A 21,053-nucleotide genomic window follows, 5' to 3' on the forward strand; every position below is an offset into this window, starting at 1 on the left:
CGACCGGAAGATCGACGGCCTGCATCGCATCGTCAATGAACTTGAATAGCTGAAAAATATCTTATTTCTTAAACCACTGGTTGAATTGAATCGCAGGCCACCATGGAAGTGACTGAAACGCAGTTGGCTATGTGCTCCACGAAATGCTTCACGATTGGGGAGGCAAGGTCGTATTCCGCCTGCATCCGGTCAGTGTCAATGGGCTGGGTCTTGAAATTGGGGGTGACGAAGATGGAGGCCGCGTTCGGCTCGTGGCCGATGTTGATAAAGGGAAGCTGCCCCACGAAATCGCCCTTGCCGCAACGGGCAAGCGGTACGTGGCCCTCGCCCACCATCCGTGCGATCACGGCGTTTCCCTCGGCTATGAGAAAGGAGCCCGCGCCCTTGTCGCCCTGCTTCATGAAGGTCCTGCCCCCGGAGATGAGGGCTGCCGCCCCGTCCTGGCCGGTACCGGCCATGAGGTCGGAAATCTGCACCCAGCGGTTGTCGAGCGAAAGGAATATGCGCCGGAGCTGGTAGGAGAGCTTGGCGAAATCGGCGTTCAGGCGCGCCGCGTCGAAAAGGCCCACCTTCACGCTTCCGGCGGCCACCGCGCTTATGGAAAGGGCGCTCCCTTTGGTGTTGAAGCCCGGAATGCTGCCCGAAAGCGCGCCGGGACCCAGCCTGCACATGCGCACCGGGTCGTCGCCCGCCTTCTTGTACACGTTTGCGAAGCCTTCCAGGATAAGGCACATGAAGGCCGCGTTGGGGTTTTTGCCCACCAGTTCACAGCCGCGCTCGAAAACCGCCTCGCTGGTTATGAACTGCTGGTTTCTGATGGGAAGCCTGATTATTGGGATGCCCTTCAGCTTGGGCCGCTGCTTGGCCTTTTCGGTCTGGGGCGCCGGGGCTTCCTCGGTTGCTCCGTCCGGGGAGGTTTCGGCGGAAAGGACCTTTATCTGGTCGTCGTCCAGAAGCCTTGCCCCGTCCATCACTATTTCCATTATGCCCTGGTTGATGGTGCGCTCGGCGCTTACAGCCACGCCGTCCACGAACTCGAAATCCCCGTCGGTCCAGCCGAAAAGGGAGTACAGGGCGTCTATGCCGGTTTCCGCGAATGCTTTGGCGTTTACGGGATAACCCTTTGAAAAATAAACGACTCCGGCTTCCTTGGCAAAACGGCTCTTTATGCGAAGCTCACCCGTGGCGGCGGTGGTTCCAAGGGTTTGAAGGACCTCTCCCAGGCTTAAAAAGCGCAGGCGTCCTGACAGGGCGACTTCGGGCGGCATAATGGAACGCAACCTTTCACGGAAAATATATGGCCGGTTTCGGGTCAGCCGGAGCAAAAACCACAATAATCTATAATTATAGAGGGCCGCGAGCCTTTGGCGCAAGACAATTCACGCGCTCCGTCAATCAGGGCGCGCTTTTCGGGGAAACCATCAAAAATCCCGCACAAAGCCTGATTAAGTTTCCGCCGTTTCGCGCCGGATTTTTAAGGATTTTTATTTGGTTTTGCCCAAAGCCTCGTGATATGGTTGTGTAAAACGAACATGACCCTGCGAGGAACCCATGCCGATAGCAGCCCTTTCGCTTCTCATCCAGGTCCTTTTCACAGTCCACGCCCTTAAAACGGGCCGGGACCGTTCCTGGGCCTACATCATCATGTTCATTCCGGGCGTTGGAGCGCTGGCCTATTTCGTAGTGGAGCTTTTGCCCGAGATGCTATATGGCCGCACCGGGGCACAGGCCAAGAAAATGGGGGCGGAAATCTCGCGGAAACTCAACCCGGACAAACATTTGAGAAGGCTTGAGGAAGACCTTGCCGCAACGGATTCCCTGGCGAACCGCAAAAAGCTCGCTTCGGCCTACCTGTCCTCAGGAAGGCCAAAGGAGGCGCTCGAACTCTACGCCCAGTGCCTTGGAGGAATATACAGGGACGATTCCGACCTCATGCTGGAGGTGGCCCAGGCTCATTTCATGGTGGGGGATTACGAAAAATCCTCGGAATTTCTCGCGGGCATAAAGGGCGGGACCATGGAAAAGCGCCGCCTGGAAAAAGAGTTCCTGCTGGCCCGCATAGCGGACGAAACCGGACGCGAAAAAGAAGCCCTCGATCGCTGGAGCGGGCTGGTCAACGTCTGGCCCGGCGAGGAGGCGCGATGCCGCCTCGCCTACTACCTGGGAAAAAACGGCTCGTCTGAAAAGGCCCACGCGCTATACAAGGAAATCCTTCTAAACGCCAGGCGCAGCCCCGGCTACTACCGCAAAAGCGAAAAGGCCTGGATCGAAATCGCCAAGGGGGAGCTTGCAAAGGTGAATAACGAAAAACAATGTGAAACAGGAAGGCGATAATGGCCCTTTCGGTGGTTACCCTTTATCGTGACGTTCTGCCCAGGACCAACTGCGGCGACTGCGGATATTCAACCTGCATGGCCTTTGCCGCCTCCGTGGTGGCGGACCGGCACCCCCTTGCGGGCTGCCCTCATTTAAGCCTTGAGATTCTCGCAAAATGCCAGCCTGAACTGGAGGAGCAGTACGCGAAAAACCGCTGGACGCGCCGGGACATGCAAGCCGACGCCCTGGCGTTTGCCATGGAGAGGGCGGCCAAAATCGGAATGGCGGAGCTTCCGGCAAGGCTTGGCGGCGAGCCCGCAACAGGCCCGGAAGGCGAGCCGGCGGTTAAGCTGCCCTATTGGGGCGGTTTCGTCATGATCACGGAAAAAGGCGTGACGGATGCCGGCGGAAAGGAGCTTTCGAGGCTCGAACAGACATTTTTGTACAACCATGTGGCAATGGGCGGGAGCCGGGTTCCTAAGGGCAGATGGATAGGCTTCGAGGAAATTCCCAACACGGTGTCCAAGCAGAAATCCATGAGGAGCAATATTACGGAGCCTCTTGTCAGGGCTTTTTCGGGCAGGCTCGATTTAATGGCAGAAAAGGCCCTTGCAGCCGGGGGCGAAAACCGGACCGGCGGGGAGCATAACGCCGATCTGGCCTATTTTTTCAGGCCCCTGCCGAAGGTTCCCCTGATGCTCCTCTTTTGGGACGCCGCCGAAGGCGACGGCATGGAGGCCGCAGCCAAGATACTGATGGACGAGACCATAACCGAACACCTGGACATTGAGTCCATGCTGTTTCTCTGCGAGCACCTGGTGGGGCTTCTGGAAAGTTGAGGCCGGGGCAATCGCCCGTTACGCCTCCGGCCTGATTTTCGGAGAGAGGCGGGCGGGCACCCATCCCCTTTTGTCCGGGCTTATCATTATGAGCCTGAAACCGGACTCCTGCCGTTCGCTATCCGCCATTGCGCCCTCGTTCAGGGTGAAAAGCACCGTCTCCTTGAGGCTTGGGCCGGAGCGCACCTCCACCTTGGGGGCCGTTATCACGCAGGCCTTGTCGGTGCGCGAATCCCAATACATGGCCCCCGCGAAAAGACCTGTGCTGATCCAGGCAATGCCCAAAGCCGCAACGAGATAATAGGTCCATTCCCGGCGCATCCAGAGCCTTAGGGCCAGGGCCAGGAAAAAGGCGGCGTTGATGACTGCGAAAACGCCGAACGCCTCCCGGTCCGTGAAATTCCTCAGAATGCCCTTCCGGGCCTCTTCGGCCAAAGAATCCGGCGGGTTGAGCCTTTTATCCAGCGCGAAACGCAGGTTGTGCACAAGGTCCCGGTCACGGGGCATGAAAAGCCTCGCCCGCTGGTAGTTGAGTATCGCCTCTCCAATGCGGTTCTGCCTGAAACGGGTGTTTCCCAGGTTATAGTAGACATCGCCCCCCGCCCTGCCCGATTTCACCAGGGATTCATATTTTTCTGCGGCCTGTTCGAAATTGCCCTGCCGGAAATCCCGGTTGGCGGAAAAATAGAGGGCGTGGCCGGTTTCGGACGCAGCGAAGGCCGGGCCGACAAGCCCTAAAAAAATCGCAAAAGCCGCTATGATGGTCATCCGTATTTTCATTGCTTGCGGATCGCCTTGTCCACGGTTTTTACCATCGTCCCCAGCCGCTTGCGGTCTTCCTCGGTAAAGGCCGTGGGAGTGCGCGAAAAGACGGCCGCTTCCAGGCTTGCGAAAACCCCGGCCAGCCGGTCGGCGTCTTCACGGCCCACCTTCGCGTTAACCAGCATGTCCCGCGCCTCGGTAGGCGTTATGCTTCCGCCCAAGCCTGAAAGGCGCACCGTAAGATAGGTCGAAAGAGCCTTGAAAAGAGCCTCCGCGTCATCGGGCGGAATTTTCTTCAAAGCGCCCAGAAAGACCGGCAGGGCCTTTTTGGCGAAATTGTTCCTGGCCTGCCCCCGGTTTCTTGCGGAAACGCTTCTTGCAAAAACCGAAACCGCAAGCGGAAGCAAGGGGAGGAAAAAGAGCGACAGGGCAAGGGGCAGGGTCATCCCCCCATCGGGTGAAAGGACGGCCCCGGCGTTTTCGTGTATCGTCTGGATGTCCCGAACAAGGGGGTCTTCCTCCTGGTCAGGCTTGGCGCGCCCAGGGCCTTCGAAAGCTGCTGCCGCCGTCTGCCTCTCGCCCTTTGGAACGGAAAGGGTGAGCACCGGAGTTCTTGCGGTCTCGTAGGCCCCAGTTTCGGGATTGAAAAAGGAAAGGGAAAACGCCGGGATGGAATACTCGCCCCTGGCCTGGGGAATGAGCGCCCATTTCAGGACCTTCTCCCCCCTGGTGCCCTCGGAAATCTGGGTCTTGCTGAAAACCGGCCTGTCCGCGTAAATCTTTAGGCCCTCCACGTCTTTCAGGGAAAGATCGGGCAAAAGGGCCACGTTTCCCCTGCCCTTCAGGGTCACCGTGAGGGTCGCGGCCTCGCCGGTCTTGACGCTTGAAGGCGCAAGCGACGCTTCGACCTTGAACCGGCCCACCAGTCCGCCGAAATCGGCGGGCCTGCCCTTTTCCGGGAAGGCCTTTACCACAAGGGTCAGAGGCTGGGTCGAAACGTCCACGACCCTGGTCTGGCGAAGCATGAAACCGGGAAAGGCGTCACTGGGCATGCCCATGCCCAGGGGGCCGTCATCCATTGCCATCTGGCCGGTCACCGTAACCTTGAGGTCAACCGGGGGTATCCTGTAGACGCCGGGCTTGGAGGCGGTAATTGCCCATGACGCCTCGGTCACGCCGTAGGGCCTGCCGGATATGACCACCTCCCTGTCCGTGGACTCGCCGACCTGTGAAAAGGCAAGGTTTTCGACATCGGGAAGCGAAACGCCGATTTTGTCGGAAAGGGGCGGCTCATGGTAGATGGAGAGCCTGAAAATCATCTCCTGGCCAGGATAACCCTTTGAAGCCAGCAAGCGGGCGTCGGCGAAAACCGATCCCCTGGCTGCGGTCGGCGCGGGTGGGGCTTCGGCCCGGACCAGCACGCTTACGCTCGTGGTTTCATAACGTTTTCCATCCACCGTGCAGGATGCCGGGCCGATGGAAAAGTCGCCGGGACGCCTGGGCCTCAGGCGATAGACGTAGAGGGCCTTCTGAAAGGCCTTGCCGTTGACAGAAATCTCCTCCCTCGCCTGACGGGCGGAAATGACCTCAAAGTTGGACACGGCGTTTTTCAACTGGGGATCGGAGATGTCCCCTTCGCTCAAAATGGTGAAACGGAGGATTATCTCGTCTGTTATGAAGGCCTCGGTGCGGTCTGCGGAAAGCTCCACGACCACCTGCCCGAACGCGGAAAACGGCGCAAGCGCCAGTATGGCGAAAAGAAAAGCCGTAAATTTCATGTGCCGGTAAAAGCTCATTTCGCTCACACCCAGGGTCACCAGTCTTTTCCTGACCCGGTTTTTCTTTTTTGCCCTTCAAGGCCGCGAAAAAGAAGGCTTGAATCTTCGGTTACGTTTTCCACCATCGCTTCGGCCCTCAGCCTCTCCATGCTTGGGGCTTTTCCCGCCCCGGCCTTGGCCTGTTGCCCCGGCTTTGAATGCGCACCCTGGGCGGACAGCGCACCTTTCAGGTCTTCGGGCCTTACGGGTGAAGGCTCGTCGCCCTTTGTTTCCCGCCCCTGGTCCTTTTCCTTGCCGCCCTGCTGTTTTCCGTCCCTGCCGCTATCTTCCTTTCCCTGCCCGGTTTCGCTCTTTTTGCCGTCCTTGCCTTCGTCCTTCTTTTTTTCGTCCTTTTTTCCCTCCGAATCCTTTTTATCCTTCCCGGTTTCGGATTTTTCTCCGGCCTTTTCCTTTTCGGCGCGATAAGCGTTCCACAGGGCCAGTTGAAAATTGGCGCGGGCGTCGGGGTCTTTGGGTCTTTCAGCCAGGGCCTTTTTATAATAATCTGCGGCTTTGCGAAAATCCTTTTTTTCAAAGGCCGCGTTTCCCAGGTTATAAGCGCTCCTGTAGCGCACCTCGGAGTCTTTTGAGCGCGCAAGGGCGCTTTCCAGGGCGGCCTCGCCAGCTTCGGCCTCCCCGGCCTTGAGCGCCGCCACGCCACGGTTGTAGCGAAAGCGGATTTCATCCGGCCTGTCCATGTCAGCCTTGGCGAAGGCCTTGGCCGCTTCGGCGTATTTCCCCGCCCGGTAGAGGGAAAAGCCGTCCTCCCGCGCAAGCGCCGGTGAAGCCAAGGCAAGGCCGATAATAAGGCCGGTCGCAAGACTACAAAGAAGTATCGAGAGGCTTTTCACGCAGCACACCCTCCAGCAGAAACAGGATAAAGGACAGAAAAATGAAATAGTAGAACCTGTCCTCCCTTATGGTCATTTTTCCCGATTTTAAAACGGACTTTCTGGTCTTTTGATTTATTCCCTCGAAATAGACCTTGTCCAGGTCAAGGTCGCCCTCGGTGGACCGGGCGTAGACGCCGTCCGCAGCCTGCGCGATTTCGTTAAGGCCGGTCTCGTCCAGGCGGCTTAACACCATCTTGCCGGTTTCGTCCTGCTGCAGGCTCCCCCCGTCGCCCGGAAGAGGCGCGCCGTCAGGATCACCCATGCCGAAAACGAAGATTCTCACGCCCTGTTCGGCGGCCTTTTTGGCTGCAGCGAGGCCCATGCCCTCGTTGTCCTCGCCGTCGGTTACGAGGATTATCACCTTGTCGGCCCCGCTTTCCTTGTCGAAGGAGGCGGTGGCCGTCTCTATGGCCTGGCCCAGGTCCGTTCCAGCCGATGGTATGACATCCGGGTTGATCTGGGACAGGAACATGTCCACCGCGCCGTAATCCAGGGTGAGTGGGCACAGGAGAAAGGCGTTTCCGGAAAAGGCAACCAGTCCCAGGCGGTCGCCGGTCACCACCCTCATGAGGTCGGCCACCTCCCTGCGCGCCCGTTCCAGGCGGTTGGGCTTCACGTCCTCCACCATCATGGAACGGGATACGTCCATCGCTATTATGATGTCAACACCCTGGCGGCTCACGTCCTGGAGCTTCTCTCCCCACTGCGGCCCTGCCAGGGCGAAGACAGCGGAGGAAATTGCGCATACCAGTACGGCCCCCCGCACCGCCTGCCGGGTGCGGCCCTCCACCGGCATGAGGCGCGACAGAAGATGTGGCGCGGCCAGGCGGAGCATCTCCCGGCGGCGCTTTCGGCCCGATACCATGAGAAAGAACACAAGGATGGGCAGGGCCCAAAAAAAATGGAGAACCCAGGAATGGGCGAAGGTCATGGCAGGGCCCTCCGTGAAACCGCGAGAATTTCCAGAAGAGCCAAAATCAGGGCCGGGATCAGGAAAATGGGAAAAAGCTCGCGGTAATGGGAATACTCCTTAACCTTCACCTCGCTCTTTTCCGCCTTGTCGATCTCTTTGTAAATGCTTTCAAGGGTTTCGGTGTCCCCGGCATAGAAATACCGGCCATTGCCTATGACTGCGATCTCCTTTAAGAGCTTGTCGTCGAAGTCCACGTTCTGGTAAATCATGCGGTCCCCGAAAAGGCCGGGAACCCTGAACGGGACCCTTCCGTAGGTGCCCACCCCTATGGTGTAAATCTTCATTCCCAGGGCGGCCAGGGCGCTGGCTGCATCCCTTGCCTCAAGGGTCCCGGCGTTCTGGCGTCCGTCCGTGAGAAGTATGATGATTTTGGTGGGCGCGGACACGGCCTTCATGCGTTTTCCCGAAAGGGCCAGGGCGTCGCCTATGGCCGTGGTGTCGCCAGCCATGCCCACAGAAAGCCGGTCCACCAGAGACAGCAGAAGGCCCTTGTCCAGGGTTAGCGGGGCCTGGGTATAGGCCTGGCTGCCGAAGACGACCAGTCCCATCCTGTCGTGGGCGCGCTTTTTCACGAAATCGTGCAGCACCTTCTTGACCGCCGTAAGCCGCTCCACGGGCTGGCCGTCGATGTTGAAATCCATGCCGCGCATGGAGCCGGACGTATCGATGCAGAGCATTATGTCGACGCCGGAGTCGCTTACTTCGCGGGTAAGGGTGTAAGTCTGGGGCCTTGCCGCCGATAAAACCAAAAAAACGAGAACCGCCGTGCGCAGAAAAAGGGGAAGCCTGGCCCTTAACGCTGACATCCGGTCCGCAAGCGGTTTCAGCCTCGCCGCAGAGGGAAAGGCCACCGAAGACGGCCTGGACAAAAGCCGCCAGACAAGAAAGCCGGCCACCGGCAACAGGAGCAGAAGAACCGGGAGATAGGCGAAACGGTAGCTCATGGCCGGGCCTCCCCCGGCTGGGGCAGTGCAGCCCCGTCCGTAAGAGCGGGCCGGGTGGCTTCCACGTAGGCGCGCACCCTCGCCACCTGTTCCGCCCGGTCCTTCACGCTCGGAAGGTGTTCGGCGAACTTCACCATGTCCATTGCTCTCAGTACCGGCAGTATCTCCCTGTCTTCGGCAAGGGAGGCTGCCGCAGATATTTCCTCGAAGGTCATCTCGGCAGCCGGAAAATCCCTGATCGACCCCATGTAGGTCCGCAGTATGGCCGAAAGCCTGAACGCGAAAACCTTGGCGGAAAGCGTGTCATCGTCCTCAAGCCGGGCAAGCGCGAACAGGGCCGCCTCGTGCGGGGCGATGGTGTGAACGGAAATGAATTTCTTTTTCCTGCGCGAAAAAAACCTCCACAACAGAAACGAGGCCAGAAGCAAGGCAAGAACAGCCGAGGCGATTATAACCTGCCTCTTGTAGGCGAAACCAACCGGCAAAAGCTCCTTCATGGGCCTTGGCGACTGGGCTTTTGGATCGGAGGCAAGGGCCGTGGTGACGGAGATGGCTGCTGGCTCGCTTAGAAGGGTGCGCCTTTTTCCGTCCTTGTCCGCGTATTCCAGGATCAGCGGCCCAACCCGGAAGGAGCCAAGGGTATCGGCAAGAAAAGTGAGGGAAAGGCCGGAATCGGTTTTTTTGACATCAAGCGGCGCGCCCGGAATGCCGGAAATCCTGGGCGGATCATCCAGCACGGCCTTTTCCGGCAGGCTGAATGAAAGCAGAAGATTTACTGTGTCGCCCGCCTCGACGGTTTTTGAGGCGAACCTGGCCTTCATGGGAAGCGGGGCCGGGGCCGCCGGGGATTTGGCCTCAACCGGGCTTGCGCCGACGGGTTGGGCCGGAGCGGAAGCTGCGGGGACTTCGGGCGCTCCGAAAACAGGGGAAACCGTTGCCAGGAAAAGGAGCGACATAATAAGGGTGAGACGCATTTTCCTCATCTGCGCCCCTCCCTTTTCCTGAAGTAGGCGGCTAAAGGCTCCACCACGGATTCCATGCGGGTGGAAAGGTCCACCACAGGAACCCCGTTGCGGGCGAAAAGCTGGTTGAACTCTATCTCGCGTTTCTTGGCGTCCGCCGCGTAGCGGGCGCGAAGCCGACGGTTGCCGGTGTCCGCCACCGTTAAAAGCCCTGTTTCCGGGTCGGAAAACCAGGCAAGGCCCACTTCGGGAAGAACCGTCTCCGCAGGATCGGAGACCCTTACCACGGTGAGGTCATGCTTGCGGGCCGTAAGTGACAAGGCCGTGGCAAACCGCTGGTCAGGACCGGGCACGATGAAATCGCTTATCAGAAAAACTATGGCCCGCCTTCTCACCACCCGGTTTAAGGTGTCAAGGGCCGCGCTGATGTCCGTGGCCCCTTCGGGTTTCTTGGCGAAGATTTCCCTTATCATGCGCCAAACGTGGCCCGGACCCTTTCGCGGGGGGATGAAGCGGTCAACCTGGCCGGAAAAAAGCACAGCCCCAACCTTGTCGTTGGTGCGCACGGCGGTGAAGCCCAGAAGACCGGCCACTTCCGCCGCAACGTCGGCCTTGGGCCTGTTCACGGTGGCGAAGAGGTTGGATGCGGAAACGTCCACAACCAGTATCACCGTAAGCTCGCGCTCTTCGGCGAAGACCTTGACAAAGGGCCTGCCGAAGCGGGCGGTGACCTTCCAGTCTATGTCCCGCACGTCGTCGCCGTCCATGTATTCCCGCACTTCCAGGAATTCCATGCCCTTGCCCCTGAAGGCGCTGACGTACTGGCCCGCGAACACCTCGTTGGCCATATGCCGGGTGCGGAAATGAAACCTCTGGACCTTGCTTATGAGCTCCTTCGGGAGGGACGCGGCGTCCGGCGATTCCATAGGGCTGTACTCCACCCTTGGAACCGTTTCGCCGCCCGCGACTTTTTTCTTTCTTCCGAAAAACACGGTCTTTGTCTCCGTAGAGCCCCGCGCTTTTAACGCCGCTTTAAATCCCGTCAACCCGCAAAAAGCTGTTTCATCTAAATCTGATTCAGCACCGTAAGGGCGTGTACAAGCGAAAGCTCCAAAATATTCCGGCAAACAGCCCAAGTGGTCTGAAAACGATGAAATGCAAGGAAGGCGAGCCTAAAAGGAGGGAGCGTACGCTGTTGTACGTGACCGACTTTTAGGGGATGCCTGACACCGCAGTTCGCGTTTTCAGACCACTTGGGTCAGGGGACTTCGATGCGTTCTAAGAGTTTAGCTACAATCTGTTCGGCTGTGACCCCCTCGGCCAGGGCCTCGTAGCTCGGAATTATCCTGTGCCGCAAAACGTCCGGGGCCAGGGATTTAACGTCCTGGGGGGTCACGTAGGCCCTACCGTTCAGGAAGGCGTGGGATCGGGCGGCGTCCGCAAGGTAGAGGGAGGCCCTTACCGATGCTCCGTAGAGTATGAACCTGTCCAGCGGCAGGCCGAAGCTTCCGGGAGCGCGGGTGGCGTGGACGAGGTTTATGATGTAGTCCCGGATTTTCTCCTCCATGTGGATGGAGGCGGCCACCTGTCGGGCCCTTAAGATGGCCGCCACGTCCACCACCGGTTTTATGGAGATGTCGCCGCCTTCCTTGCGGCGCATGATCTCTTTTTCCTCGGAGGGCGTTGGGTAGTCCACCTTTATTTTCAGCATGAAGCGGTCCACCTGGGCCTCCGGGAGCGGATAGGTGCCTTCCTGCTCTATGGGGTTCTGGGTGGCAAGGACCATGAAGGGCGTATCGAGAGAAAAGGTCGTCCCGCCTATGCTTATCTGGCGTTCGGCCATGGCTTCCAGAAGGGCGCTCTGGACCTTGGCCGGGGCGCGGTTGATTTCATCGGCGAGGATTATGTTGTGGAAAAGCGGGCCTTTCCGAATTTCAAACTGCCCCGTGTCCGGGCGGAAAATCTGGGTGCCCAGGATATCGGCGGGCAACAGGTCGGGCGTGAACTGTATGCGCACGAAATCGGCGTGAATGGCCGAGGCCAGGGCCTTGACCGCCGTGGTCTTGGCAAGGCCCGGAAGGCCTTCCACAAGAAGGTGCCCGTCGCACAGAAGGCCGATGAGAAGCCTTTCTATTAGCGCCTTCTGGCCCACGATGACCTTTTCCACCTGAGCGGTCACATCCTTCAACACCAGGCTCTCCCGCTCCACATTTTTTGCGATTTCCTGAATTTCCATCCACCGCCTCCGAATAAAACGAATTGAATTTGTTGCGGATAGCCCCCCAAAAACCGGTAGAAACATAAGTCCGGCGCATCTTTATGTCAATACTTTCCACTCCCGCCAAAAAACAAAACGGGCGGAAAAGGCGCTTAAGCCGCGCCCTCCCCGCCCGATCACATCAACTGTCTTTTCATTCCAGCCTTTATAGCCCAGCCCGTAATTCCGTTTTGCCTTTAATCAGCCACGGACTTGAGGGCTGGTCGGAAACGATGAGCTGCAAGGAGGATGAGCCGGGTGCGGGCGCAAGCGTATCAAGGATACGTGCGCACCGCGCCCGGCGATATCCGACACAGCAGATCGCGTTTCAGGACAGCCCTAGAACAAACCGGATACTTTTCCGGTTTTAACATCCACATCCACGCGGCGGAAGGCCGGGTTGGAGGCGGTTCCGGGCATGAGGCTGATTGTTCCGGCGCAGGGGCACAGGAACTTCGCGCCGGAGTAAATGAGCACGTCGCGTATGGGAAGCGTCCAGCCCTTGGGCACGCCCTTCAGTGTGGGGTCGTGGGTGAGGGAAAGGTGCGTCTTCACCATCATGGTGGCGAAATCGGCGTACTTGGGATCATTTTCCAGCATCTTGGCCTTGGCTTCAGCTTCCGGGGCCCAGGACACGCCGTCGGCTCCGTAGCATTCCTTGGCGATGAGGGCGACGCGGTCGCGGAGCTTCATCTCGATGGGGTACAGGAACTGGAAGTTGTTGCCTTCGTTGGAGGCGTCGATGACGGCGTCCGCCAGTTCGAGGGCTCCGTCGCCGCCGTTGGCCCAATGGGTGGACTTGGCGCAGCGGGCGCCTGCGGCCTCGGCTATTCTCTTCACCAGGGCGATTTCCGCGTCGGTGTCGGTGTGGAAGCAGTTGATGCAGACAACCGGGTTGATGCCTGCCCGGCGGATGGTCTTGATGTGGTGGACCATGTTCTCGCAGCCCTTTTCAACCAGGGCCAAATCTTCCTTGGTGTACTCTTCGGGAAGGGCCTTGCCCGGAACGACCTTGGGCCCGCCGCCGTGCATTTTAAGGGCGCGGATGGTGGTGGTGAGAACTGACACGTGGGGCTTCAAGCCGGAGAAGCGGCACTTGACGTTCCAGAACTTCTCGAAACCGATGTCTGCGGCGAACCCGGACTCGGTGACGTGATAGTCGAAGAGCTTCAGGCCGATGCGATCAGCGATGATGGAGCTCTGGCCCACGGCGATGTTGGCGAAGGGGCCCGCATGCACGAAGCAGGGCTGATATTCGGCCGTCGACATGATGGTGGGGTTGATGGTGTTGCGCATCCAGGCGGTCATTGCGCCGCCCACTTCCAGGTCGCCGGTTGTGACGGGCTTGCCGGACTTGTCGAAGGCAACCGTGATCTTGTCGAGACGGTCCCTAAGGTCGGCAAGGTCGCGGATGATGGAAAGGATGGCCATGCACTCGGAACCCACCGCGATGCCGAACTTGCTCTGCATGGTGTAGCCGTCGGTGCGTCCGCCAAGGCCGATGACGATGTTGCGAAGGCTCTGGGCGCAGTAGTCAATGATCCAGCCCATTTCAACGCGGGTGGGGTCTATGTCCAGGCGGCGCATCTTGGTGAGGCGCTCAAGCTGCTCGTCGTTGTAGTTGCGCTCGTGCTGCATGCGGCTGGTCATGGCCACCATGGCCAAGTTGTGGGCGTTCATGATGTCGTTGATGTCGCCGGTGAGGCCAAGGGAGAACTCGGTCATGGGGATGAGAAGGGCGTTTCCGCCGCCTGCCGCAGTTCCCTTCACGTTCATGGTGGGGCCGCCCGAGGGCTGGCGGAGCGCGCCGCCGACGTTCAAGCCGCGCTTGCCCAGGCCTTCCATGAGGCCCACGGAGGTGGTGCTCTTGCCTTCGCCCAGGGGGGTGGGGGTGATGGCGGTGACTTCGATGTACTTGCCGTCTTCCTTGTCCTTCAGGCGCTCTATCACCTTCAGGAAGTCCACCTTGGCGAGCTTGCCCATGGGAAGGATTTCGTCCTTCTGAAGGCCGAGCTTGTTCTGCCAGTCTTCGGGGGTGGGCATGTTCACTTCGGCAAGTTCGGAAATCTGCCAGTCAGCCAGTTTGGTCGCATCGTACGCCATGGTTCTTCCTCTCCTTCACAGGGCGGCCTGCCGCCACAGCCGAAAACCGGCTGATCGGTCAGGCCCGGTATGGGGTTTTTACGTTTCGCGGGCCTTATTGTTCACAGGCCCCCGATTGCCTTCCGATAAAACGCGGAATTCCCTTATCATGCGATTTTTCGTTTGACAAGACGCAGCTTGGCGATTCTGTAAAATTTACACTCGCCTTGGAACCGAAGCCCGTCAAAGTTCAGGCAAGGGCCAGGGAAATTTCCAGGGCTCTTGGATCGGCCTTTTTCACCACCACGAAAATCTCGTCCTGGGGCGCGAGATGCTTTACGCCGGTTAATGTGGCCTCCATCATGACGTCAGTGAGGAGAACCACCGTCCTGTCCCTTCGCTGCTCCAGGACCAGGGCGTGCTCCTTGGCGCCCATGCGCTTTTCCAGGTACTTGATTATCCAGTACTTGACCCTTGAGCCCTGAAGCTGCACCACTCTGGAAAGGGGCTCCTGGGTGTTGACGATTATGTCTTCGATCTCACGCCTTGAAGACGGTTTCTCGATTCCCAGGACCGCGCGTATCTGGCGCTGGGTCACAAGGTCGAAGTATTTTCGTATCGGGCTTGTGGCGGTTACGTAGGCCTCAACACCAAGGCCGGAATGGGACGCGGGTTCGGGGGAGAGAAGGAACCTCGAAAGGTGTTTCCGCTGCATCCAGTTTTCGAAAAGGGTCCCCTCGTCACGTGAAAAGAGCCTCTGCTTGGGTTCGGGCTGGGACCGGAAAACCGCCGGGCACCGGTTTTGCGCCAGAAACTTGGCCATGAGGCGGTTTCCCAGGATCATGAACTCCGAAACCAGCATCCGGCTGACGCTTTCCCGGTTGATGCGGTGAACCCCCACCTCCCGGAATTCATCCACCCACACGTTGACCTCAGGGAGGGTGATGTTGACAGCGCCCGCGTTCAGCCGAGCCTCCCTGAGTTTTTTGGCCAGTACCGAAAGGACGATTATCTCCTTGTCTGCGTCGCTCATTATATTGGCGTCGTAGTAGGTGAGCTGGCGGCGCACCCTGATGAGGCTTGGAACGACCTCGAATTCCACAACCTCGGCTTCGGGGGTGACCAGGGCCATGACGGATATAGCGGGCCGGACGCTGTCCGCCTTGAGACTTAGGAGCCCTTCGGCCAGGTTCGGGGGAAGCATGGGGATTTTCTGATCGGGAAGATATATGGAACTGGCGCGGAGTTGGGCCTCTGCGTCCAGTTCGGAGCCCTTCTGGATGAAGTGGGCCACATCCGATATGTGAATGCCCACCCGGTACGAGTCGCCGTCCGTCTGAAGGCTTAAGGCGTCGTCGAAATCGCTCGTTGCCTGGCCGTCTATGGTGATTATGGGAAGCCCGGTGAAGTCGCGCCTTTCGCAGTGCTCGGTGAAAAGGCCGGGAGAAGCCGAAAGGCTCGCCGAGGCTTCCCTTGCAGCCTCGGAAAAGGCCACGGGAACGCCTAAGCGAGGGATGTCCAGGTTCTCGTCCCGGTTCCATTCTCCGGTCTTGATGAGAAATTCGAAAAGGGGCGCTCCGGTTTCCAAGCCTGCCACTGAAAGAATTTCCCTGGCGGTTTCCCCGTGGTGGCTTTCCTTGTCGAACAGGTACAAATCCTTGAGAATTTCCACCGTGTCCCGGTGTTCGGGCGGCACCTCCACAACCTCTGCGCCAAGGGTCGATTTGAGCCATAGCCCGCCTTCCAGGATTCTGCGCTCGCGCGCGGCCTCCTTTTCGGCCCTTATGACCGCCTGCTCGACCTCTTCGGGTGTATGCGGAAAAAAGCGGGTGACGTCGAACCTGAAAAAAATCCGGTCCTCGAAAAGCGCCCTTATGACGGCTGAGACCCGGTCATGGTCGGGAGGCGGGGGAAAGCTGAAGGAGGCCAGGGTTTCCGCGTCCATCCATTCGTTTTCGGTGTGGAGGGATTCCCAGAGTTCCTCAACGTTGACATCTTTTTTCAGGGACTCGCGGGCACGCGCGGTTCCGGCCAGTATTGCGGCCATGCGGTCCCGTCCCATGGCAGGGTCCAGCCGTCCCGACTCACCGAACAGACGGTTTTCGGACACGGAGACTTCCCTGTTGGATTCCGTGATGAGCCGCACTTTCTGCTTCTTGGCCTGTACAACCGCTGCGCAGATGATTTTTTTGCGGTCAATATATTCTACGATAGTTCCGACTTCCATCGGCGGTACATAGCAAGAGCCTTCATCAAAGTCAAACCGGGCGTTTGGGCGAGCCCTTAACCGGCGACTTTTTTGCCCGACAGGGCCGGGCGGCGGTCATGTCCGGGGCCTTATGATCACGGGAAACCGGGTTCGGGGACACATCGTACCATTCGGCTGCGATATTCGTCAGTATCGGCACGTCAACGGGGGCGGATTCCGGTCTGCTGTTCCCATTTGGATAGTACGGCATCGAATCGGCGTTGATGTTCCTCCTGCATTGTAATAATTTTTTCGGATTTTTTTTGAAGATTTTCATTAGCATCTATTTGAGCATTCATTTTTATATAGTATGAATTTGTCATATCTTGTGATGAAGACTTATACTGATGCATTATAATTATATATGTAAACATAAGAATAATGCTGAATGATGCAGACTTCAAAATGAACAAGGCTATACTTTTAATTACTGACATGGAAATTCTCCTTTCAATTTCAGAAAATGTCATAACTAACCTCACCATAGAGTTGTTAAGTTAAGGGCATTTTAAGCGCAGCAGTTCATTATTATATTCCTGCTGCCACGCGGGCCAGGGTGAGAACGTCCACGCGGGCGGCACCGGCCTTTTTCAGGACCTTGGCGCATTCGCGGGAGGTGGCCCCGGTGGTGAAGACGTCGTCCAGCAGAAGGATTTTTTTTCCCGCCACAAGCTCCGGCCTCTTTACCGCAAAGGCCTTTCGCACGTTGGCGGCCCGGTGGGCGCGGTCGAGGGACGCCTGGGCCGGGGTTGGCCTGAGGCGCTTCAGGGCTTCGGGGACAAGAGGGGTAAAACCGGAAAATTTGGCCCAGTCGGCCACAAGGAGCACAACCTGGTTGGCTCCGCGCTTCCGAAGCCTTTTGTGGTGGAGGGGCACAGGTACTGCGAAATCCGGGGGATCTTCCGAAAAATGGCGCAAAAAGGCGTCGGCGAAAACAAGCCCCAGGGGGCGGCCAAGCTCCATCCTGCCCCTGTATTTCATGCTCTGGATCGCAAAGGCCAGGGCCTCTTCGTAAAAAAACACCGACCTTGCCCTGTCGAACGGAGGGGGATCGGCTGCGCATGCTCCGCAGAGATGATCGCTTCCGACGCGGCTTTTGAACTCCTCTCCGCAGGAGGTGCAAAACGGTTGCGTAACGGGCGACAGGGATTCGCGGCAGGGAGGGCACAGCCAGCCTGCCAGAAGGCGGGCGAAATCGCCAGTTCCCAGAAGGGTCAGGGCCTGTTCCGGAGAAAGCCGGGAAAGGCCGTGGCTGATGGTGAGAAAACTTCCGCAGCCCATGCACCGGGGCGGATAGAGAACGTTCAGAAAAAAATCCGCCGCCCCGGAAAGGGCCGCAAATGGTCTGGACAGGCGGGTCATTTTTCCGGCTTTACGGCCTTTTCCTCGTCCGGGTCCTTGTAGTCCTTGAGGGAACTCAGGAATAGGCCCAGACCGCCGAAAAACAGCACGAAAATGATGATGAGATCAAAGGCCGACATGGGCCGGAAGGCGAAATGGATGCTTGCGATGACCCCCGCGATAATGGCCACAAGGGAGCCGGCAGCAAGAAACCAGCCGATGAGGTTCTTGCCGTTGTAAAAGATCATGCCCACGCCGAAAATAAGGGGCACGCAGACCATGCCGCTCGTGATTTCATAGCCGTAGAATGAAAAAAGCCCGTAGCCCATCCCGAAAGGCTGATGTTGAACGGCTATGGACCGGAAAAAGAGATAGGCCCCGGCGCAGAGCATTATGAAACCAAGAAGAAAGCGCCCGGTGCCGCCGTCCGTTCCCCCAGCTCCCAGCTTCTGCATGGCCGTTTCCTTTAACTTTCGGAGTCAACCGCGTTAAACCGCCCACCGCCGACTGCTATTGCATCAGTTCCGCAACGTATTTTGCGAAACCAGAACAGGATACCTTTGTTGCCCCCTCCATCTGCCGGGCGAGATCGTAGGTGACGACCTTCGCAGCAACGGCCTCGGATATCGCCTTTCGGGTCAAATCCGCAGCCTCGGTCCAGCCAATATGATCCAGCATCATGGCCCCGGAAAGAATGAGCGAGCCGGGGTTGACCATATCTTTACCGGCATACTTGGGCGCGGTTCCGTGGGTGGCCTCGAAGACCGCTGCAAAATCCCCAATATTGGCCCCCGGAGCCATGCCGAGGCCTCCAACCTGGGCCGCCAGGGCGTCGGAGATGTAGTCGCCGTTAAGATTGGGTGTGGCTATAACCCCGAATTCCTCCGGCCTCAAAAGCACCTGCTGAAAGAGCATGTCCGCGATCCTGTCCTTTATCATAACACGACCGGCGGGCGCCCTGCCTTCAAATTTTTCAAAGGCTTCGGCTTCGGTCAGGGTGCGTTCCGGGAAAAGCTCCGCCGCCGCCTTGTAGCCCCAGTTGCGGAAGGCCCCCTCGGTGAACTTCATGATGTTGCCTTTGTGCATCAGGGTGACGCTTCCGCAGCCGTGGTCAATGGCATAGCGGACCGCGCGGGCAACAAGCCTTCGGGTGTTCTTCTCACTCATGGGCTTTATGCCGATACCCGATTCCGGCTCGACTTCAGCCCCCATTTCCTTAAGGAGCGCTATGAGCCGGGCCGCTTCCTGGGAGCCTGCGGCGTACTCGATTCCCGCGTAGAGGTCTTCGGTGTTTTCCCGGAAAATCACCATGTTTACGGCTTCCGGGTTTTTCACCGGGCTAGGAACGCCCTTTATGTGACGTACTGGCCGCACGCAGGCGTAGAGATCAAGAACCTGCCGCAGAGCCACGTTCACCGACCGGATGCCCCCGCCCACCGGGGTGGTGAGCGGCCCCTTGATGGCCAACACGTTCTCCCGCACGGCCTCCAGGGTTTCTTCGGGCAGCCACTGGCCAGTTTGGTTGAAGGCCTTTTCTCCGGCAAGGATTTCCTTCCAGGCGATTTGCCGACCGCCCTTGTACGCGGCCTTCACGGCGGCGTCCATCACCAGCCGGGACGCAGGCCAGATGTCAACGCCCGTGCCGTCGCCCTCGATAAAGCAGACAATTGGCTTATCCGGCACTAAAAGCGAGCCGTCGGCCCTTACCGTGATTTTTTGTCCCTCGTGGAGCATCGAGCCGATTTCCTCAATCTTTACTTTAAGTTGTAGGTTGGACTGAGGAACGAAGCCCAACAATTATAATAGGTTACAAGACTGCCGACCGGAGCCGAACAAAGGTGGAGCCAATATGCTGGGCAAAAAATATGGAATTAAATCAATTTGTTGGGCTTCGTTCCTCAGCCCAACTTACGAGGCTGACACAGTTATTCGCGTTTTTGGACGGCTTGTTGGCGTTGACGCACAACCTCATACATCAGAAGCGCCCCGGCCACCGATGCGTTCAGAGAGCCCAGCGGCCCGGCCTGGGGGATTTTCACCAGTTGGTCGCATTCCCGCGCCACCAGGGGCCTTATCCCCCTGCCCTCCCCGCCCACCACTACAACCGTTGGAACCGAAAAGTCGCAGTCCCAGTAATTTATTCCTGCCCTGGCGTCCGCCCCGAAAATCCAGAACCCCGCGTCTTTCATCTGCGAGAGCGCCCGCACGAGATTTTTGACCCTGCACACGGTTGAATGCTCCAGGGCTCCCGAAGATGCCTTGGAGACCGAGGGCGAGAGCGGGGCGCAGTTGCGGTCGGGACTTATGACGGCGTCCACCCCGGCGCAGAGTGCGGTGCGGATCAGGGCTCCCAGATTCTGAGGGTCCTCGATGCCGTCCAGAACCAGGAAAAAAGGCGATTTGCCGGGCTTGGGACCGGAGGCCAGAACGTCTTCCAGCTCGCTTGCGGGAAAGGACGAAACCAGGGCCGCAACCCCTTGGTGGTTGGCTCCGGGGTCGCGCACGATGCCGGTTTCGAGAGGCTCCACCGGCACGCCCTGTTTCCGGGCCATCGCAATAATTTCGTCCACGGCCTTTCCGGTGCGGCTTTTTGCGGCGTAAACGCAGTAAACCCTGCGCCTGCCAGCCGCCAGGGCCTCCTTCACCGGATGGACTCCGTAGAGCGCTTCATCGTTCATGAGTCCGCCGTCCTGCTCGATTTTATATAGGAACTCACGAGATCGAAAAGCTCCGCCTTGGCTTTTTCAAGGTCGTCGTTCACCAGAACGTGGCGGTAGGCTTCCTTGTGGGCCATTTCCCACTCGGCGTTCACGAGCCTTTTTTCCACGGTGTCGGCGTCGTCGGTTCCGCGACCGGTGAGCCGCTCCCTGAGGGCCTCCATGGAAGGCGGCCTCACGAAGATGGTGACCGCGTCGGGAAAGGCCTGGGTGAGGATCTTCGCGCCAGCCACGTCGATGTCCAGAATCACCCGTGCGCCTTTTTCCAACTCCTGCCTTATGAACTCGGCACTGGTGCCGTAGAGGTTGCCGTGGACCTCAGCCCATTCGGCGAAGCGCCCGGCCTTTATCCCTTCCGTAAACTCCGCCCGCGAAATGAAGTGGTAGTCCCTTCCCTCCACCTCTCCGGGCCGGATTTTCCGCGTGGTGCAGGAAACCGAGTAGGAAAGGAGCGGAATGGCCTCGCAAAGGTACTTCCGAAGGGTGGTCTTTCCGGCTCCCGACGGGGCGGAAAGTATGAAAAGCTGGCCGCGATCAGTCATGAACGGCCTCGTCCGGGCGTTTTTCCACCAGCGCCTGGTAGCGCTGGGCCAGGGTCTCGGCCTGAATGGCCGAGAGGATCACGTGGTTGGAGTCCATGATCAGAATGGCCCTTGTCCGTCGCCCGCAGGTGATGTCTATGAGCCTGTTGTCGGCCAGGGCCTTGTCCTTGAGGCGTTTCATGGGGGCCGAGTTGGGGGTGGCTATGGCCACCAGGCGGCCCACCGGCAGGGTGTTGCCGAACCCTATGTTCAAAAGCGGCTCCACCCGGCTCCAGGAGGTGCCGTTGCCCAGAATCTTCAAAATGGTGCTCTCGTCCATCCGTGTTTCCCCCCTCGTGAAACGTCTGTTTCAGTCGCGCC

Annotated in this window: 20 protein-coding genes; 2 read left to right on the top strand and 18 right to left on the bottom strand. The window is 58.7% G+C overall.

Annotation, left to right across the window (positions count from 1 at the left end):
• Nucleotides 1-68 precede the first annotated feature (68 nt).
• A complete protein-coding gene (locus HZB23_07930; protein MBI5844580.1) occupies nucleotides 69-1,268 on the bottom strand; it encodes a DUF4388 domain-containing protein in 1,200 nt (399 codons plus the stop codon).
• A 283-nt stretch (nucleotides 1,269-1,551) separates the two neighbouring features.
• Here HZB23_07930 and HZB23_07935 point away from each other — a divergent pair, with 283 nt between their 5' ends.
• Both HZB23_07935 and HZB23_07940 read left to right on the top strand, forming a co-directional pair.
• Complete coding sequence (locus HZB23_07935) at nucleotides 1,552-2,334, top strand: hypothetical protein (GenBank protein MBI5844581.1); 783 nt, start codon at nucleotides 1,552-1,554, stop codon at nucleotides 2,332-2,334.
• The gene (locus HZB23_07940; protein ID MBI5844582.1) at nucleotides 2,334-3,155 is read left to right on the top strand and encodes a DUF3786 domain-containing protein; all 822 of its coding nucleotides are present in this window, start codon (nucleotides 2,334-2,336) and stop codon (nucleotides 3,153-3,155) included. The genes HZB23_07935 and HZB23_07940 overlap by 1 nt, the downstream gene beginning before the upstream one ends.
• Before the next feature lie 18 nt (nucleotides 3,156-3,173).
• On the opposite strand, the gene HZB23_07945 is transcribed toward HZB23_07940, so the two are convergent.
• From HZB23_07945 to HZB23_08025, 17 genes are all read right to left on the bottom strand, one after another.
• Complete coding sequence (locus HZB23_07945) at nucleotides 3,174-3,935, bottom strand: tetratricopeptide repeat protein (protein MBI5844583.1); 762 nt, start codon at nucleotides 3,933-3,935, stop codon at nucleotides 3,174-3,176.
• Nucleotides 3,932-5,734: a protein BatD gene (locus HZB23_07950; protein MBI5844584.1), complete on the bottom strand. Its 1,803-nt coding sequence runs from the start codon at nucleotides 5,732-5,734 to the stop codon at nucleotides 3,932-3,934. Before HZB23_07950 ends, HZB23_07945 begins: the two co-directional genes overlap by 4 nt.
• On the bottom strand, nucleotides 5,731-6,585 hold the full coding sequence (locus tag HZB23_07955) for a tetratricopeptide repeat protein (protein MBI5844585.1): 855 nt from the start codon (nucleotides 6,583-6,585) through the stop codon (nucleotides 5,731-5,733). The genes HZB23_07950 and HZB23_07955 overlap by 4 nt, the downstream gene beginning before the upstream one ends.
• Nucleotides 6,557-7,558 carry a VWA domain-containing protein gene (locus tag HZB23_07960; GenBank protein MBI5844586.1) on the bottom strand — a complete coding sequence of 334 codons (1,002 nt, stop codon included), beginning with the start codon at nucleotides 7,556-7,558 and terminating at the stop codon, nucleotides 6,557-6,559. The genes HZB23_07955 and HZB23_07960 overlap by 29 nt, the downstream gene beginning before the upstream one ends.
• The gene (locus tag HZB23_07965; GenBank protein ID MBI5844587.1) at nucleotides 7,555-8,544 is read right to left on the bottom strand and encodes a VWA domain-containing protein; all 990 of its coding nucleotides are present in this window, start codon (nucleotides 8,542-8,544) and stop codon (nucleotides 7,555-7,557) included. The genes HZB23_07960 and HZB23_07965 overlap by 4 nt, the downstream gene beginning before the upstream one ends.
• Entirely contained in the window at nucleotides 8,541-9,527 is a 987-nt protein-coding gene (locus HZB23_07970) for a hypothetical protein (GenBank protein ID MBI5844588.1), read from the bottom strand. Before HZB23_07970 ends, HZB23_07965 begins: the two co-directional genes overlap by 4 nt.
• Entirely contained in the window at nucleotides 9,524-10,432 is a 909-nt protein-coding gene (locus HZB23_07975) for a DUF58 domain-containing protein (protein ID MBI5844589.1), read from the bottom strand. The genes HZB23_07970 and HZB23_07975 overlap by 4 nt, the downstream gene beginning before the upstream one ends.
• A gap of 332 nt (nucleotides 10,433-10,764) precedes the next feature.
• On the bottom strand, nucleotides 10,765-11,742 hold the full coding sequence (locus HZB23_07980; GenBank protein MBI5844590.1) for a MoxR family ATPase: 978 nt from the start codon (nucleotides 11,740-11,742) through the stop codon (nucleotides 10,765-10,767).
• Between the two features lie 360 nt (nucleotides 11,743-12,102).
• Nucleotides 12,103-13,866, bottom strand: coding sequence for a formate--tetrahydrofolate ligase (locus HZB23_07985; protein ID MBI5844591.1), 1,764 nt, complete (start codon nucleotides 13,864-13,866; stop codon nucleotides 12,103-12,105).
• Between the two features lie 229 nt (nucleotides 13,867-14,095).
• Nucleotides 14,096-16,072 (bottom strand): RNB domain-containing ribonuclease, encoded by a 1,977-nt coding sequence (locus tag HZB23_07990; protein MBI5844592.1) that lies wholly within the window; start codon nucleotides 16,070-16,072, stop codon nucleotides 14,096-14,098.
• 182 nt (nucleotides 16,073-16,254) lie between these two features.
• Nucleotides 16,255-16,530, bottom strand: a complete 276-nt coding sequence (locus HZB23_07995) for a hypothetical protein (GenBank protein ID MBI5844593.1) — start codon at nucleotides 16,528-16,530, stop codon at nucleotides 16,255-16,257.
• Between the two features lie 91 nt (nucleotides 16,531-16,621).
• Entirely contained in the window at nucleotides 16,622-17,455 is an 834-nt protein-coding gene (locus HZB23_08000; GenBank protein ID MBI5844594.1) for a ComF family protein, read from the bottom strand.
• Nucleotides 17,452-17,889 (bottom strand): hypothetical protein, encoded by a 438-nt coding sequence (locus tag HZB23_08005; protein ID MBI5844595.1) that lies wholly within the window; start codon nucleotides 17,887-17,889, stop codon nucleotides 17,452-17,454. Before HZB23_08005 ends, HZB23_08000 begins: the two co-directional genes overlap by 4 nt.
• 55 nt (nucleotides 17,890-17,944) lie before the next feature.
• A complete protein-coding gene (icd, locus tag HZB23_08010) occupies nucleotides 17,945-19,168 on the bottom strand; it encodes an NADP-dependent isocitrate dehydrogenase (GenBank protein ID MBI5844596.1) in 1,224 nt (407 codons plus the stop codon).
• A 191-nt stretch (nucleotides 19,169-19,359) separates the two neighbouring features.
• Nucleotides 19,360-20,112, bottom strand: a complete 753-nt coding sequence (gene rlmB, locus HZB23_08015; protein MBI5844597.1) for a 23S rRNA (guanosine(2251)-2'-O)-methyltransferase RlmB — start codon at nucleotides 20,110-20,112, stop codon at nucleotides 19,360-19,362.
• A complete protein-coding gene (gene gmk, locus HZB23_08020; protein MBI5844598.1) occupies nucleotides 20,109-20,693 on the bottom strand; it encodes a guanylate kinase in 585 nt (194 codons plus the stop codon). The genes rlmB and gmk overlap by 4 nt, the downstream gene beginning before the upstream one ends.
• Nucleotides 20,686-21,012 carry a DUF370 domain-containing protein gene (locus HZB23_08025; GenBank protein ID MBI5844599.1) on the bottom strand — a complete coding sequence of 109 codons (327 nt, stop codon included), beginning with the start codon at nucleotides 21,010-21,012 and terminating at the stop codon, nucleotides 20,686-20,688. Before HZB23_08025 ends, gmk begins: the two co-directional genes overlap by 8 nt.
• Nucleotides 21,013-21,053: the final 41 nt, after the last annotated feature.

The organism is Deltaproteobacteria bacterium, from assembly GCA_016235345.1.
Lineage (GTDB): Bacteria > Desulfobacterota > Desulfobacteria > Desulfobacterales > Desulfatibacillaceae > JACRLG01.